This is a genomic window from Mesorhizobium sp. P2_D1, from assembly GCF_056404455.1.
In genome coordinates this window covers 33,755-49,079 of the sequence record NZ_JBFUDZ010000014.1, presented here as the reverse complement: position 1 = coordinate 49,079, position 15,325 = coordinate 33,755, and the positions used below count along the sequence as shown (strand labels likewise).

11 protein-coding genes are annotated in these 15,325 nt (G+C 62.6%); 10 read left to right on the top strand and 1 reads right to left on the bottom strand.

Going from position 1 to position 15,325, the window contains the following annotated elements:
- Positions 1-6: 6 nt before the first annotated feature.
- Complete coding sequence (locus AC1D0I_RS12925; RefSeq protein WP_477228725.1) at positions 7-1,266, bottom strand: sarcosine oxidase subunit beta; 1,260 nt, start codon at positions 1,264-1,266, stop codon at positions 7-9.
- Between the two features lie 207 nt (positions 1,267-1,473).
- On the opposite strand from AC1D0I_RS12925, the gene AC1D0I_RS12920 reads away from it, so the two are divergent.
- From AC1D0I_RS12920 to AC1D0I_RS12875, 10 genes are all read left to right on the top strand, one after another.
- Positions 1,474-3,963 carry a mechanosensitive ion channel family protein gene (locus AC1D0I_RS12920; RefSeq protein WP_477228724.1) on the top strand — a complete coding sequence of 830 codons (2,490 nt, stop codon included), beginning with the start codon at positions 1,474-1,476 and terminating at the stop codon, positions 3,961-3,963.
- Positions 3,964-4,137: 174 nt separating this feature from the next.
- Positions 4,138-4,401, top strand: coding sequence for a hypothetical protein (locus AC1D0I_RS12915; protein WP_167392187.1), 264 nt, complete (start codon positions 4,138-4,140; stop codon positions 4,399-4,401).
- A gap of 227 nt (positions 4,402-4,628) precedes the next feature.
- On the top strand, positions 4,629-6,062 hold the full coding sequence (locus AC1D0I_RS12910) for a UbiA family prenyltransferase (RefSeq protein WP_477395474.1): 1,434 nt from the start codon (positions 4,629-4,631) through the stop codon (positions 6,060-6,062).
- A gap of 3 nt (positions 6,063-6,065) precedes the next feature.
- Positions 6,066-7,418 (top strand): FAD-binding oxidoreductase, encoded by a 1,353-nt coding sequence (locus tag AC1D0I_RS12905; RefSeq protein WP_477395472.1) that lies wholly within the window; start codon positions 6,066-6,068, stop codon positions 7,416-7,418.
- A gap of 124 nt (positions 7,419-7,542) precedes the next feature.
- Positions 7,543-7,974, top strand: a complete 432-nt coding sequence (locus AC1D0I_RS12900) for an EamA family transporter (RefSeq protein ID WP_095087322.1) — start codon at positions 7,543-7,545, stop codon at positions 7,972-7,974.
- Complete coding sequence (locus AC1D0I_RS12895; RefSeq protein WP_477307105.1) at positions 7,971-8,978, top strand: NAD-dependent epimerase/dehydratase family protein; 1,008 nt, start codon at positions 7,971-7,973, stop codon at positions 8,976-8,978. The genes AC1D0I_RS12900 and AC1D0I_RS12895 overlap by 4 nt, the downstream gene beginning before the upstream one ends.
- A 105-nt stretch (positions 8,979-9,083) precedes the next feature.
- Positions 9,084-10,514 carry an aspartate aminotransferase family protein gene (locus AC1D0I_RS12890; RefSeq protein WP_477395567.1) on the top strand — a complete coding sequence of 477 codons (1,431 nt, stop codon included), beginning with the start codon at positions 9,084-9,086 and terminating at the stop codon, positions 10,512-10,514.
- 23 nt (positions 10,515-10,537) lie between these two features.
- Complete coding sequence (locus tag AC1D0I_RS12885) at positions 10,538-11,770, top strand: hypothetical protein (protein ID WP_477395470.1); 1,233 nt, start codon at positions 10,538-10,540, stop codon at positions 11,768-11,770.
- The gene (locus AC1D0I_RS12880) at positions 11,767-12,525 is read left to right on the top strand and encodes an FkbM family methyltransferase (protein WP_477395468.1); all 759 of its coding nucleotides are present in this window, start codon (positions 11,767-11,769) and stop codon (positions 12,523-12,525) included. The genes AC1D0I_RS12885 and AC1D0I_RS12880 overlap by 4 nt, the downstream gene beginning before the upstream one ends.
- A 162-nt stretch (positions 12,526-12,687) precedes the next feature.
- A complete protein-coding gene (locus AC1D0I_RS12875; RefSeq protein ID WP_477395466.1) occupies positions 12,688-15,249 on the top strand; it encodes a GcvT family protein in 2,562 nt (853 codons plus the stop codon).
- Positions 15,250-15,325: the final 76 nt, after the last annotated feature.

The window sequence follows — 15,325 nt, the reverse complement described above, 5'->3', positions numbered from 1 at the left end:
CTTTACCTAATGCAGCCGCGGGTTTGCACCCTGGCCCTTGTCGTCGATCACCAGGCCGCGGTGGAAGCGGTCGAGCGTGAAGGGGGCGTTGAACTCGTGCGGCTGATCCTTGGCGATGGTCCAGGCAAAGCACCAACCCGAGGCCGGCGTCGCCTTGAAGCCGCCATAGCACCAGCCGCAGTTGAGATACATGCCGGGCAGGGGGCCGGTGGTGATGATCGGCGAGCCGTCCATCGACATGTCGCAGACGCCGCCCCAGGAGCGCAGCATGCGCACGCGGGCAAGGCCCGGAAACAGCGCCAGCATCTCGCTCATCACTTCGTCGACGATGGGCAGGTTGCCGCGCTGGGCGTAGCTGTTGTAGCCGTCGATGTCGCCGCCATAGATGAGGCCGCCCTTGTCCGACTGCGACATGTAGAAATGCCCCATGCCGAAGGTGACGACGGTGTCGATGAAAGGCTTTAGCGATTCGGTGACGAAGGCCTGCAGCACATGGCTCTCGATCGGCATCGTCTCGACGCCGGCCAACTGCATGACGCGCCCGGTGCTGCCGGCGACCGTCACGGCCACTTTTTTGGCGCGGATGTCGCCGCGCGACGTCGTGACGCCGGTGACGCGGTCGCCGTCGCGCAGGAAGCCGGTGACCTCGCAATTCTCGATGATGTCGACGCCGCGCCGGTCGGCGCCGCGCGCATAGCCCCAGGCGACCGCATCGTGGCGGGCGGTGCCGGCGCGCCGCTGCATCAGGCCGCCGACCACCGGGAATCGTGCGCTGTCGGAGATATCGAGCGCCGGGATCAGGCGTTTGATCTGCGCCGGCGTCATCAATTCAGCATCGACGCCGAGATGACGCATGGCGTTGCCGCGCCGTGCATAATCGTCGAACTGGGCCGGCGTGTGCGCCAGGTTCAGGCAGCCGCGCTGGGAGAACATGACGTTGTAATTCAACTCGTGCGACAGGTTCTCCCACATCTTCATCGAATGCTCGTAGAAGCGGGTGTTGGCGGGCAGCAGATAGTTCGAGCGCACGGCCGTCGTGTTGCGGCCGACATTGCCGGAGCCGAGCCAACCCTTTTCCAGCACCGCGACATTGGTGATACCGTGCTCCTTGGCGAGATAGTAGGCGGTTGCCAGCCCGTGACCGCCGCCACCGATGATGATGACATCATAGGACGCCTTCGGATCCGGCTTGCGCCAGGCCGGTTTCCAGTCCTTGTTTCCCTTGAGCGCGTTCGCGAGCAGCGAAAAGGCCGAGTACTCTGCCATCATTGTCATCCGGTTCGGGCGATGCGGCAGACTATAGAGCAGGCCGCATCCGCAAAGCCAATATTGCGCCATCGCCTTTCGACTGGCCGACGCCCGCGATCGGATCAGTGGAGCGATCGGATGCGACGGCTTGCCCCATGATATGGCCGTCTTTATCAATGACAGGCTTTTTAGATGCCTTTGCCGCTCGTGAGTCGCCAACAAATCATGCTTTTCCGGTTGCTTCGCCTCATTTTGATCCTCGCGCTTGTCGTCTCGGCGCCGCCTTCGTTTGACGCGATGGCGCAAGCGCTCGGTCAGGGCGCTGCCGGATTGATCACCGATCAGCAGAAAGTCATCCAGGGCCTGACGGCCAAGACTGACGACCTCGAGAAGAAAATACAGCAGGACGGTGAGGACGATGCCGCACTCGTCGATATCCGTCTGCAACTGGAGGACCTGTCGCGGGCGGCACTTACCAGTGCGCTGGCGTTTCGTTCGCGCCTCACCGACATCAACAATCGGATCGAGGTGCTGGGCCCGCCACCCGCGGCGGGGCAGCCACAGGAGCCCGACATAGTTACAGGCGAACGCCAGGCGTTGGCGTCGGAAAAGGCCGAGATCAACGCAGTTGTCGCCAGCGCGCAGAACCTGTCGATCCGCATCAGCGGGCTGGTCGACAACATCGGCAACATGCGCAGCGCGCTGTTCCGCAACCTTTTGACCAAGCGCTACGTGCTGTCCGATGCCCTGAGCCCTGAGGTCTTCTCCGACGCCCATGACGAATACGCCAACCTGTACAAGGCGGTGTCGTCCTGGCTGATCTTCGCTTTCAAGTTCAAGTTTAAGGCCATCCTGGCAGCGACCTTCGTGGCGCTCGGACTGGCGCTGGTGCTGCTGGTCGGGGGCAGGCGGCTGTTCGGGCGGGTCTTCGAAGCCGACCCGACGGTCGAGCAACCGTCCTATCTCAGCCGTCTATCGGTGGCGTTCTGGTCGACTTTGCTGCCGTCACTGGCGGTCAGCGTATTCCTGGCCTCCACGGTGTTCTTATTCAACTATTACAATGTGTTGCGTGGCGACATCGGGGTCTTCCTGAACGCGCTGGCGGCTGTCATCGCTGTGGTGTTCGGCGTCAACCGGCTGACCAATGCGGCGCTCGAGCCGCGGCTGCCGAACTGGCGGCTCATTCCCGTCGAAACCGGCCCGGCGCGCTGGTTGGTGCGGCTGACGACCGCCATGGCAGTGGTCATCGGCGTCAACTATTTCCTGTCGATCGTCAACGACAAGATGGGCTCGCCGCTGTCGCTGACCATTGCCCGCAGTTTCGGCGCCACGATCATCTTTGGCGTGATCCTGATCCTGATGGCGATGCTGCGGCCGTTCAGGGCGCGTGACGGAAGCTGGCGGCCGTGGCCGGCATGGCTGCGCTACATGGCGCTCGCACTCGGTTTGTTCACCATCGCTGCGGCCTTGCTCGGCTATATTGGCCTTGCCATCTTTGTCTCGGTGCAAGTGTTGGTCACCGGCACCATCCTCATCACTTCCTATATCGGCTTCCTGTCGGCGCGGGCGATCGGCGAGGAGGGCGCTTTCGCCGACACGTCCGTTGGGCGCTGGCTGTCGGCCAATTCGAGTTACGATGACGCCGCCCTCGATCAACTCGGCCTCGCCGTCAGCGTCGCCATCAACTTGATGATCGTGCTGGTCTTCCTGCCGCTGATCCTGTTGATGTGGGGTTTCCAGCCCGGCGACATCGAGGCCTGGGCCTACAGGCTGGCAACCGGGATCACCGTCGGTTCGGTGACGATTTCGGTCACCGGCATCCTTTCCGGCATCGTCGTCTTCATCATCGGCTATTTCCTGACGCGCTGGTTCCAGGGCTGGCTCGACGGTTCGGTGATGGCGCGCGGCAAGGTCGATACCGGAGTGCGCAACTCGATCCGGCTGGCGGTCGGCTACTCCGGTGTTGCGCTGGCGGCACTGGTCGGCATCTCGGCTGCGGGCATCGACCTGTCCAATCTAGCGCTGGTCGCCGGTGCCCTCTCTCTCGGCATCGGCTTTGGCCTGCAGAATGTGGTGTCCAATTTCGTCTCCGGCCTGATTCTTTTGGCCGAGCGGCCATTCAAGGTCGGCGACTGGATCGTCGCCGGCGATGTCAGCGGCACCGTCAAGAAGATCAGCGTGCGCGCCACCGAGATCGAGACGTTCCAGCGGCAGTCGGTGATCCTGCCCAATTCGAACCTGATCAACAACGCCGTCGGCAACTGGACGCATCGCAACAAGCTTGGCCGGGTCGACATCAAGGTCGGCGTCGCCTATGGCAGCGACGTCAAAAAGGTTCACGCCATCCTGACGGAGATCGCACGCGGCCACCCGATGGTGCTGAAGAATCCGGAACCTTTCGTGCTGTTTTCCAATTTCGGCGCGGCAGCACTGGAATTCGAGATCCGCGTGTTCCTGGCCGATGTGATGAACGGCAATATCGCGCAGAACGACATCCGTTTTGCCGTGCTCGAGAAATTCAGCGGCGAGCATATCGAGATTCCCTCGACGCCACGCGCCGTCGTCGAGGTCCGCAAGCCAGAGGCCTGGCCGACCGACGACGACAAGATCGAGGCCGACTTCGTCGAACAGGAGCAGGCCAAGGTGGAAGCCGCGGCCGAAGCAAAAAAGCTCGCCAAGACGGGACGCAAGGCGCGCAAGCCCGATCCGGACTAGGGGTAATGAGTCAACTGGCCTTTGAACGGGTGCGCTCGCAACCGAGCAAAGCCAATTGCGGCATGAATGCGGCATTCAGTTGCGGTTCAGCTTCCATCTCATATAAGCTCCCATGCAAAGGCGAAAATGCCTTGCGAAATGCAACAGAGGCGGTGGGAACACCGATATTGCAACATGTGGAAGTCTCTCGTCGCTGCCGTCGCTTTGGCCGCCGCCATCGGCTCGACCCATGCCGCCAGCGCGGTCAACAAGGACGCCGAGACCCGCACGCTGATCGTGACGGAGGGCGGCAGCAAATCAGACCTTGCGCTGGCCGCTGGCGAAACCGTTGAATTCTGCCCGAACGGTTGCTTCGTCACCTTGCCCAATGGCGATCTCGAAGCCCTGACCGGCTCGGAAACGGTCGAGATCTCGGGCGGCGTTGCCCGCATCAAGTAATCCCGACGGCATGACAGGAAAGGCCGGGCATTTGCCCGGCCTTTTATTGTTTCCGGTAGCGTTTGCTTAACAATGACGCCGGAAATACGGCCGCAACAACCGCCTGCATCCGGGCGTTTTAACGTTCGCTATGCCGTTCCCGGCTATACCAGCTTCAAGACGCCGAAACGCGGCGCGCAACGAGGTTCCGGTTTTCCGGATCATACGCTGGCAGGGCAGGACGGGCTATGGATGCGAGGTCGGACAGGAACGCAATACCGTTTGCGGTCGATCTCGACGGCACGCTGATTGCTACCGACCTGTTGTGGGAAGGACTGTTCATCCTTCTCAAGAAGAACCCGCTCTATATATTCCTCGTGCCTTTCTGGGCCGCCCGCGGGCCGGCCCGGTTGAAGCAGGCGATTGCCCAGCGCATCGACATCGACCCGGCATCGCTGCCCTATCGCGAGGCGTTGCTCTGCCGCCTCCGGACCGAGCACGCCGAAGGCCGCAAGATCGTGCTGGCGACCGGCACGCCGCGCAAGTTCGCCGATGCCATCGCTGCCCATCTCGGCATTTTCGACCGGGTGATGGCCACCGACGGCTTCGACAATCTCACCTCCGGCAAGAAGCGCGCCTCACTGATCGCGGCCTATGGCGACGGCGGCTTCGATTACGCCGGCAACAGCCGCCACGACCTCCAGGTCTTCGACGCGGCGCGCACGGCGATCGTGGTGGCGCCCGACCGTCATGCCGCGCGCTGGCAGGCAGCACACGGCGCCGAGACGATGCCGACGCCGAAGCCGACATTGCGGACCGTCGTCAAGATGTTGCGCGTGCATCAGTGGCTCAAGAACTCGCTGATCGCCGTGCCGATGGTGCTGTCGCATGAATACTTCAACACCGCCATGATCTGGCAATGCCTGCTGGCGTTCGTCTCGTTCAGCGCGGTGGCGTCGGCCATCTACATCCTCAACGATTTCTTCGACCTTGCGCTCGACCGCAAGCACGCCACCAAGCGCAACCGGCCGTTCGCCAGCGGCGCGCTGTCGATCCCGTTCGGCCTTTGCGCGATCGCGGTGCTGCTGGCGATCGGCATCGCCACCGGGTTGCTTTTGTCGCCCGAATTCCTGGCCGTGCTTGGCGGCTACATGGTGGTCACGACGGCCTATTCGCTGTCGTTCAAGCGGATGCTGCTTGTCGACGTGCTGACGCTTGCAGGCCTCTACACGATCCGCGTCCTGGCGGGTGCGGCCGCGACCGGTGTCGACGTCTCGTTCTGGCTGCTCGCTTTCTCGATCTTCTTCTTCCTGTCGCTGGCGCTGGTGAAGCGCTTCGTCGAACTGCGCACCACCGCCATTCCGCCCGGCGAGCGCATTGCCGGCCGTGGCTATCGCACCGAAGACCAGGAGATCGTCGCCCAGGCCGGAATGGCTTCGGCCTTCTCCTCGGCGCTGGTGCTGGCGCTCTACATGGACAGCGTCGCGGTGCGCGAGCTTTATCCGCATCCGTGGCTGATCTGGCCGCTGGCGCCGATCGTGCTTTATCTCACCATGCGCGTCTGGATTCTGGCGCGCCGCGACGAGATGCATGACGACCCGGTCGTCTTCATCATCCGCGACTGGCGCAGCCAGATCGTGGTGCTGATCGGCGCGGTGATGCTGGTCATCGGAGGCTGGTAGGGGATGGCCGCCGAACGCTTCCCGAGCTTTGGTCTTGCCACGCCGCCGGCACCACGCGCGATCGGTGCCGACCATGGCATTGCGCTGCTGAAGGGCGGCCAGGCCAAGCCGGCGTCGCTGCTCGCCTATGGCAACGGCCGTTCCTACGGCGATTCTTGCCAGAACGAGGCCGGCACGGTCGTCGACATGCGGTCCTTGAATACCATCCGCGCCTTCAATGCCGAGACAGGCCTTCTTGTAGCCGATGCCGGGGTGCTGTTGTCCGACATCATCGCACACGCTGCCCCTTACGGCTTCTTCCCGGCGGTTGTTCCGGGCACCCAATTCGTCACGCTCGGCGGCGCCATCGCCAATGATGTGCATGGCAAGAACCATCATCGGCGCGGCACCTTCGGCTGCCATGTCGAGGCCTTGACGCTGCTCAGGTCCGACGGAAAGACCCGTCGCTGTTCGGCGACCGACAATGCGCGGCTGTTTCGGGCGACGATCGGCGGAATGGGGCTGACCGGCCTCATCCTGTCGGCCTCGATCCGGCTGATGCGGGTGCCTTCGCTCGACATCGTCGAGACGGCGACGCCGTTTCGCGATCTCGGCGAATTTTTCGGTCTGGCCGAGGCGGCCGACCAGGCCAATGAATATGCGGTCGCCTGGATCGACCAGTTGGCCGGCGGCCGCAACGGAGGTCGCGGCCTGCTGTTCACGGGCAATCACGCCGAGCAGGGCTCGCATTCGGCCGCGCGCGCCGGTGGCATGCTATCGGTGCCGGTCCAGCCGCCGTTCAATGTCCTTAACCGGCCGTTCCTGACCGCCTTCAATGGCGCATACAGGTGGAAGAAGGGCCGGTCCGCGGCGCCGCGCCAGGTCGGATACCAGGGCTTCTTCTTTCCGCTTGACGGCGTGCGAGACTGGAATCGGCTTTACGGACCGAAAGGGCTTTTCCAGCACCAGAGCGTGGTGCCTGAAGAGACGGCGCACGAGGCGGTGCCGGCGCTGCTGGCGGCTGCAAGGCGGGCCGGGCACGGGTCGTTCCTCACAGTGCTCAAACGGTTCGGCTCGATCCGCTCGCCGGGGCTGCTGTCGTTCCCGCGTCCCGGCTATACGCTGACGCTGGATTTCCCCAACAGAGGGGCTGCAACGCTCGCGCTGCTGCGGGAACTCGATCGCATCACCGTCGAGGCCGGCGGCGCGGTCAACCCCTATAAGGATGCCAGCATGGGCGCCGACATCTTCGCTTCGTCCTTTCCCGAATGGCAGCGGCTGGAGGCGTTGCGCGATCCCGCCTTCATGTCGTCATTCTGGGCTCGGACGGCAAGGAAACTCGATGCGCGACGCGGCACGGTCGAGGCGGCGGAATAGATAAAACTCGAGTAATTCTTGGTTATCATATCGTTAAATTGACGATTCACTCAAAACATTCTTGTGGCTTCACGAAATGTTTGCGGGTTTGTAATAGGAAGCGTGAAGGGGTGGTTGGGAACACATGAAATACATCGTCTTCATTCTCTTCACGGTCATGACCAATGCCGCTGCGCAGCTGATGCTGAAGCAAGGCATGATGTCGCTCGGGCCGATCTCGTTCGAGGGCGTCAATCCCCTGGTCAAGCTGTTGCAGATCGTCTTCAGCCCCTGGGTGTTCCTGGGCCTGTGCACCTTCGTCATCTCGATGGCCTCGCACCTCTATGTGCTGTCCAAGGTCGAGCTTTCCTTCGCCTATCCGTTCCTCAGCCTCGCCTATGTCGCCGTCGCCATCTTCGCGTATTTCGTCTTCCGCGAGGACCTCAATGGCTGGCGCATCGCCGGCATCGCCTGCATCTGCGTCGGCACGGTGCTGATCGCGCAAAGCGGGCGCGGGCATGAGGCGCAAACGGCTTCGCTTTCTTCCGACAAGATTCACAGCGAGACTATCCAATGAGACATGTGATTTTCGGTGGCGACGGTTTCGTCGGTCGCCATCTAGCCCCGAAGCTTGTCGCCGATGGTGAAGAGGTTGTCGTCGCCGACATCGTCAGGAGCGACCTGCCGCACTACCGCAATGTCCGCTTTATCAAGTGCGATGTCACCGATCCGGCCTCGGTCGCCGCGGTTGGGCTGAAGGCCGACGACATGGTCTACAATTTGTCGGCCAAGATGCTGTCGCCGATCCAGGTTCGCGCCAAACGGCATGATTTCTTCTTCCCGGTCAATTTCCATGGCACCGAGCACATCATGCAGGCGATGGACAAGGCCGGCGCACCCAAGCTCGTCCACTACACGACCGACATGATTTACGGCCACACGGTCACCCAGCCGATGACGGAGGAGCATCCGGTCGCGCCGCTTGGCGAATATGGCTGGTCGAAACAGAAGACCGAGGAACTGGCCGCCGAATGGCGCAAGCGTGGCATGTCGATCTCGCTGTTCCGCCCGCGCCTGATCATCGGCCCCGGCCGGCTCGGCATTCTGGAAAAGCTGTTCAAGCTGATCGACTGGAGCTTTCCGGTGCCGATGATCGGTTCGGGCAGAAACCCCTATCAGTTCATCTCGGTGTTCGACTGCGCTGAGGCGGCGCGCGCCGCCTGGAAGGCCGGGGTGCCTGATGAGGCCTATAATCTGGGCTCGCTCAACCCGCCGCCGGTCAAGAAACTGCTCGGCGACCTGATCAGGCATGCGGGTTCTAAATCGATCCTGATCCCGACGCCGGGCTGGGCGGTGAAGCGCACGCTCGACCTGCTCGACCTGATGAACATGCCGATTATGGATCCGGAGCAATATCTGATCGCCGACGAAGAGTGCGTGCTCGATGTCTCCAAGGCGGAACGCCAGCTCGGCTGGGTGCCGCAATATCGCGACGAGGACATGCTGATCGCCGCCTACAGCGAGTACCGCGCCAAGAAGGCCGGTCACGCTGTCGCCACCAAACATGTGCCGGCCGAATAGCGGCTCGCAAAACAGTTTTCGTTGCGCACGATCCCCGGTCATGCGCGCAGACAGGAGATTGAAATGACCGTCATGGCCAAGCCCGAACAGACGAGCGCGCGCACCATGGTCAGCGCGCCGGCGCTGTCGCCCGCCACGATCGCCAAGCCCGACCTGATCAGCGTCGAGCAGGCCAAGGCGATGGACGTCGCTGTGATGACCGACCTGTTCAAGGCGCACCTCAATCCCGGCCAGCTGCATTTCATGAAGCTGCTCGGCTTCCACAAGATCAAGATCGAGCGTGCCGAGGGCATGTTCTACATCGACCAGAACGGCCGCAAGATCCTCGATTTCTTCGGTGGCTTTGGTTCGCTGGCCTTTGGCCACAACCATCCGCGCATTCTGGAAGCGCGGAAAAAATTCCAGGAGGAGAGGCGCCAGGAGATCGCCATCGCCTTCATGTCGCAATATGCGGCGGCTCTGGCGCACAACATCGCCAAATGCTCACCCGGCGATCTCGACATGGTGTTCCTCGGCTCGTCAGGCTCAGAGGCGATGGAAGCGGCGATCAAGCTCGCCGAGCGCGCCGCCGGCCCGAAGCGGCCGAAAATCGCCTATGCCGAGAATTCCTTTCACGGCAAGACCAAGGGCGTGTTGGGCATCACCGACGGCCAGCTTTATCGCGCCGACTTCAAGATGGCGGAGAATACGGTCCGCATCCCCTTTGCCGACATTGAAGCGGTCGAGCGCCTGTTCCGCTCCGACCCGGAGGTCGGCGTCATCGTGCTCGAAACCATCCAGGGCGGCGGCGGCATCATCCAGGCTCCCGCCGAATACTGGCATAAGCTGCGCGCGCTCTGCGACCAATATGGCGTGCTGTGGGTCGCCGACGAAGTGCAGTGCGGCTATGGCCGCTCGGGCCGCTTCTATGCCTTCGAGCATTACGGCGTGGTTCCTGATGTGACGGCGCTGGCCAAGTCGCTTGGCGCAGGCAAGGCGGCGGTCGGTGCGATGATTGCCCGGCGCGAGGTCTACATGAAGGCCTACGGCACGCCGAAGACGGCGATGATCCATGCGATGGCGACCTTCGGCGGCATGGGCGAGGCCTGCATCACCTCGATCGAGGGGCTCAACGTGCTCTATGACGAGGGGTTGATCGACAACGCAGCCGTTACCGGCGATTACCTGCTGCAGCGGCTGCAGGCGCTCAAGGACAAATATCCCAAGATCATCAAGGACGTCCGCGGCAAGGGCTTCATGGTCGGCCTGGAGTTCCACGACTTCTCGCAGACCTTGCCGATGGTGCTGCGGCCGATCGTCAGCGTGCTCGACGACAAGCTGAAAGGCTCGCTGTCGGGCTTTATCGGCGCGCTCTTGCTGCGTGATTACGACGTGCTCGTCGCCTTCACCGAATACAATCGCAACGTCATCCGGCTCGAGCCGCCGCTGATCTGCCAGCGCGAGCATGTCGACCGTTTCGTCGATGCCTTCGACAGCCTGCTGTCGCGCGGCATCGTGTCGATCGTCAAGGATTTCGTCAAAAGCCAAGTCCGTTAAAGCGAAGGTCGCTGAGCAAAATCATGCTGACCAAGTCTCCCCTTGCGAAAAACCCACTCGACCGGCTCACCGAGGCCGGCCTGGCGTGGGGCGAGGGGACCTATGCGCGTTTGGCGGCACCCATCGGCGCGGCGACTTTCGCGCTCTACATCCTGCTGACGGCGTTCACGGCATGGGTGATGCCGGACGCCAACTGGGACATGCTGCCCTATCTCGCCATCGCCGAGGAAGGCACCTATCCTGATGCGCAGGCGCTGCACGACTATGCCTACAGCACCGTCAAGGCCGGCGTGTCGGCGGGCGACTACAAGACGCTGACCGACGATGGCGGCGGCTTCCGCAGCCATATGGCGGAGAATGCCGCCGACTTCCATTCGCTGCTCGGCATGTATCGGATCAAGTTCCTCTATGCCGAGATCCTGTCGACCATGAGTTCGGCGATGTCGCCGGTGGAGGCGATGCGGCTGGTCTCGGTGTTGTCCGTGCTGTTGTTCGGCGCGATCGCGCTGCTCTGGCTGCGCTCGGAGCATGCACTGGCGCTGGCGCCTGTGGTCGGCGCGATCTTGATCATGGCCGACTTCGGCGATGCGGCGCGTGCCTCGACGCCTGACCTGTTGTGCTCGGCGCTGTTCCTCGGCGGGCTTTACGCCTATGTCCGCGGCCGCGAGGCGACAACGGCGATCCTGCTCTTCCTTGCCTTCATGGCGCGGCCGGACAACATTGTTTTCCTTGCTATTTTCGCTGTGTTGCTGGTCGCCTTCCGGCAGAAGGCATGGGGCGCGCTGGTCGGCTTCGCCGCGTCCTTCGTCGCCTATTTCGCCATTTCGCACTGGGCCCATCACCCCGGCTGGTGGCCACATCTGTGGTTCTCCAGCATCGAGCAGCACTACAATATGGACGGGTTCGAGCCGCCATTTTCGATCGCTGCTTATCTGCGGGCGTTCGCCACGTCGCTGCTGCGTGCCGTCAGCCTCAACAGCTGGGTCGGCGTCTCGGTGCTGGCTTTGGCCGGCTGGTACGCGGCAAGCCGCGCCGGCTTCCGCCTCGAGCGTCGCGCCGGCATCCTGTTCGCGGCGCTGGTGCTCGGCGTGCTGGCGAAGTTTGCCGTGTTCCCGATCCACGACACTCGCATCTATCTCCCCAATCTGATCCCGCCGTTCCTGCTGCTGGCGACGCCGCTGATGGCGCTGTGGGCAACAGCGGCCCGTGGCCAGCATCGCGCCGCCCTGCACGTCCTTCCCGGAGACAAGTCATGAGTTCAGTATCCAACCTGGCGCGTGTTGCCCTGTCGCTTGGTCTTCCCAGTGGACTTCTCGATCGCGGACCGTCGCTGCGCGGCACGAAATTCCTGGCCAAGGCGGCGCTGAAAGCGCGCTTCGGCGGATCAGGGCGCCCGTTCCAGATGGTCAATGTCGGCGCCTGCGACGGCGCGTTGTTCGATGACGTCACGCCGTGGCTGCACCGCATAGCTGGTGCACGCGCCATGCTGGTCGAGCCGATCCCGTACAATCAGAAGCGGCTGCGCGCCAACTATCCCGACACGAGCCGGTTCATCATCGAGCCGGTGGCTGTCACCAAGACGAAGGGCACGATCACCGTCCACACCTTCGATGCCGCGGCCCTCGAGGCCGGCACGTTGCCGATCGAGTTCATCGGCTGCTCGTCGGTGACTGACACCAATCTGATGTCGGGCAAGAACGCCTGGGGCGAGGCCGACGCAAATTTCAACAAGTTCGCGCCGCATCTGAGAGATATCGAGGTGCCGTCGGAAACGCTGCAGACCCTGCTCGACCGCAACGGTATCAGCTATATCGATGCATTTCTCGTCGATTGCGAGGGCGCCGACTGGGTCGTCTTCGAACAACTCGACCTCAAGCGCTATCGCCCAGGCATGATCAAGGTTGAGGTCGGCGCGCTGCCGGCCGCCGAGATCGGCCAGGTCGTGGTCAAGCTGAAGACGTCAGGCTATCAGGTCGGCTTCCAGGCCGAGGATGTGTGGGCCTTCGCCTGAACTGGCCTCTCTTCGGCCGAAAAAGAACCGGCCGATGCGTCCCATGTAAGCCATTCTGTCGTCTGGTCGCTCGGCTTTTTGCCAATGTCGCAAACAGGCTTCATCAGCGCCACCGCTCCGCCCTATAGTCCGCCCGCTTTATCACCTTGGAGTCGCGGGCAAATGGCAGAGTTTCCGAAAAAGGCGAAGGTCGTCATCGTTGGCCTGGGCGGCATTGTCGGCGCATCGATCGCCCATCACCTGATCGAACGCGGCTGGGACGATATTGTCGGCATCGACAAGTCCGGCATCCCGACCGACATCGGTTCGACGGCGCATGCCTCCGATTTCTGCTACACCACCAGCCATGATTTCCTGTCGTGCTGGACGACGCTGTACTCCATCGATTTCTACGAGAAGATGGGCCACTACGCGCGCATCGGCGGCCTCGAAGTGGCTCGCGTTGGCGACGACAGCCGCATGGACGAGATCAAGCGCAAGATCGCCTCGGCCAAGGCCTTTGGCACGCGCGCGCGCCTGATCGAACCGGCCGAGATCAAGGAAAAATTTCCGCTGATCGAAGAAGGCATGGTGCAGGGCGGCCTGTGGGATCCCGATGCCGGTCTTGTCATCCCGCGTTCGCAGACCGTCGCCGGCAAGCTTGTCGACCAGGCGGAAGCCTCCGGCAAGCTCAAATCCTTCGCCAACACGCCGGCAAAGTCGCTCATCGTCAAGGACGGCCGCATCACCGGCGTGGTGACCGATCGCGGCACCATCGAAGCCGATTATGTCGTGGTCTGCGCCGGCATCTGGGGCCGGCTGATCGCGGAGATGGTCGGCGAGGATCTGCCGGTCATGCCGATCGACCATCCGCTCACCTTCTTCGGCCCGTACAACGAGTTCGCCGGCACCGGCAAGGAGATCGGCTGGCCGCTGCTGCGTGACCAGGGCAATTCGGCCTATATGCGTGACACCGGCGATCCCAAGACCGCCGAGGGCGGGCAGATCGAATGGGGCTATTACGAAGAGACCAATCCGCGCCTTTGCCATCCGCGCGACCTCTTGGAGAAGGACCAGGCCCGGCTTTCGCCTTCGCAGCGCGATCTCGACATGGAGCAGATCCTGGGGCCGCTCGAACGCGCCATGGAACTGACGCCGATCCTGGGTGAACTCGGCTACAATGAGAGCCATTCCTTCAATGGTCTCTTGCAGGTGACAGCGGATGGCGGCCCCTCCATGGGCGAAAGCCAGAAGGTGAGGGGGCTGTGGTATGCCGTCGCCATCTGGGTCAAGGACGGGCCCGGCATGGGCAAGCTGATCGCCGACTGGATGACCGACGGCCGCACGGCGATCGACCATCACGCCATCGACTATGCGCGTTTCTATCCGCACCAGACGAAGGAGCAGTTCATCTGGGACCGCTGTACCGAGACGGCGATGAAGGTCTATAATCCGGCGGTGCATCCGCGCGAACCCTTCTCCAAGGCTCGCAACATCAGGCGCTCGCCGTTCTGGGAGCGCGAAAAGGAACTCGGCGGCTATTTCATGGAACTCGGCGGCTGGGAGCGTGCCCATGGCTATGCCGCCAACGAGCATCTTTTGGAAAAATACGGCAACCGCGTGCCGGTGCGCGAGAACGAGTGGGACAACCGCCATTTCTGGCGCGTTTCCAACGCCGAACATCTCGCAATGAGCGAGGATTGCGGCATCGTCAACCTGTCGCACTTCTCGATGTATGACATCGAAGGGCCAGACCATGTCGCGTTGCTGGAATGGTTGTGCGCAGCCAAGATCGGCGGCGACAACAACATCGGCAAGGGCATCTACACCCACTTCCTCGACGAGGAAGGCATGGTGCGCGCCGACTTCACCGTCATCCGCATGGCCGACCGCTGTCGTTTGATCGACGGGGCGGACGCCGGCCCGCGCGACTTCCAGTATATGCGCCGCACCGCGCAGGACAAAGGTTTCGACGTCACCATCACCGACGTGACCGAGAAATACGTCACCATCGGCATCTGGGGTCCTAATGCCCGGGCGACCTTGCAGAAGGTGGTCGAGAATCCGGACGGGCTGTCGCTTGAAAACTTCCCGTTCGCGGCGATCAAGCCGGTCCGGATCGGCGGCAAGGACGTCACCGCCTTCCGCATCTCCTATGTCGGCGAGCAGGGTTGGGAACTGCATATGCGCTACGAGGATGGTCTCGCCGTCTGGGACGCGCTGCGCTCGACCGGCGTGATGCCCTTTGGCGTCGAAACCTATGCCAACACGCGCCGCATGGAAAAGAGCCTGCGCCTGCAGAATGCCGACCTGCTGACCGAGTACAATCTGCTCGAAGCCGATCTAGCCCGTCCGAAGGTCAAGGAGAACGATTTCTGCGGCAAGGCCAGGCATGTCGAGTACCGCGCGCGCGAGCACCAGCCGGCCACGCTGTGCACGCTGGTGATGACCGAGAATGTCGATTCGAAAGGCGTTGCCCGCTATCCCGTCGGCACGATGCCGGTGATGGATCCGAAGACGGGCGAAACGCTGGTCGACGAACTCGGGCGCCGGTCGTTCACGACGTCGATGGCCTATGGTCCGACCATCGGCAAGAACATCGGCCTCGCCTATCTGCCGTGGGCGTTTGCCCAGGAAGGCCGCAAGCTTGCCATCGAGTATTTCGGTGAGACCTATCCGGTCGAAGTCGCGGCGGTCGGCTACAAGCCGCTCTACGACCCGGAGAACCTCAAGCCGCGCAGCTGACGACTGCAGGGCGCAAAACAGCGTGAATAAGAAGCCCGGCTGCTGGCCGGGCTTTTCTCTTTTTTAACGACCGATT

What these genes read in the sequence shown, in the direction of transcription:
- AC1D0I_RS12915 (WP_167392187.1), top strand. Translation starts at nt 4,138, where the DNA reads ATGTGGAAGTCTCTCGTCGCTGCCGTCGCTTTGGCCGCCGCCATCGGC.
- AC1D0I_RS12875 (WP_477395466.1), top strand. Translation starts at nt 12,688, where the DNA reads ATGGCAGAGTTTCCGAAAAAGGCGAAGGTCGTCATCGTTGGCCTGGGC.
- AC1D0I_RS12890 (WP_477395567.1), top strand. Translation starts at nt 9,084, where the DNA reads ATGGTCAGCGCGCCGGCGCTGTCGCCCGCCACGATCGCCAAGCCCGAC.
- AC1D0I_RS12910 (WP_477395474.1), top strand. Translation starts at nt 4,629, where the DNA reads ATGGATGCGAGGTCGGACAGGAACGCAATACCGTTTGCGGTCGATCTC.
- AC1D0I_RS12880 (WP_477395468.1), top strand. Translation starts at nt 11,767, where the DNA reads ATGAGTTCAGTATCCAACCTGGCGCGTGTTGCCCTGTCGCTTGGTCTT.
- AC1D0I_RS12895 (WP_477307105.1), top strand. Translation starts at nt 7,971, where the DNA reads ATGAGACATGTGATTTTCGGTGGCGACGGTTTCGTCGGTCGCCATCTA.
- AC1D0I_RS12925 (WP_477228725.1), bottom strand. Translation starts at nt 1,266, where the DNA reads ATGGCAGAGTACTCGGCCTTTTCGCTGCTCGCGAACGCGCTCAAGGGA.
- AC1D0I_RS12905 (WP_477395472.1), top strand. Translation starts at nt 6,066, where the DNA reads ATGGCCGCCGAACGCTTCCCGAGCTTTGGTCTTGCCACGCCGCCGGCA.
- AC1D0I_RS12885 (WP_477395470.1), top strand. Translation starts at nt 10,538, where the DNA reads ATGCTGACCAAGTCTCCCCTTGCGAAAAACCCACTCGACCGGCTCACC.
- AC1D0I_RS12920 (WP_477228724.1), top strand. Translation starts at nt 1,474, where the DNA reads ATGCTTTTCCGGTTGCTTCGCCTCATTTTGATCCTCGCGCTTGTCGTC.
- AC1D0I_RS12900 (WP_095087322.1), top strand. Translation starts at nt 7,543, where the DNA reads ATGAAATACATCGTCTTCATTCTCTTCACGGTCATGACCAATGCCGCT.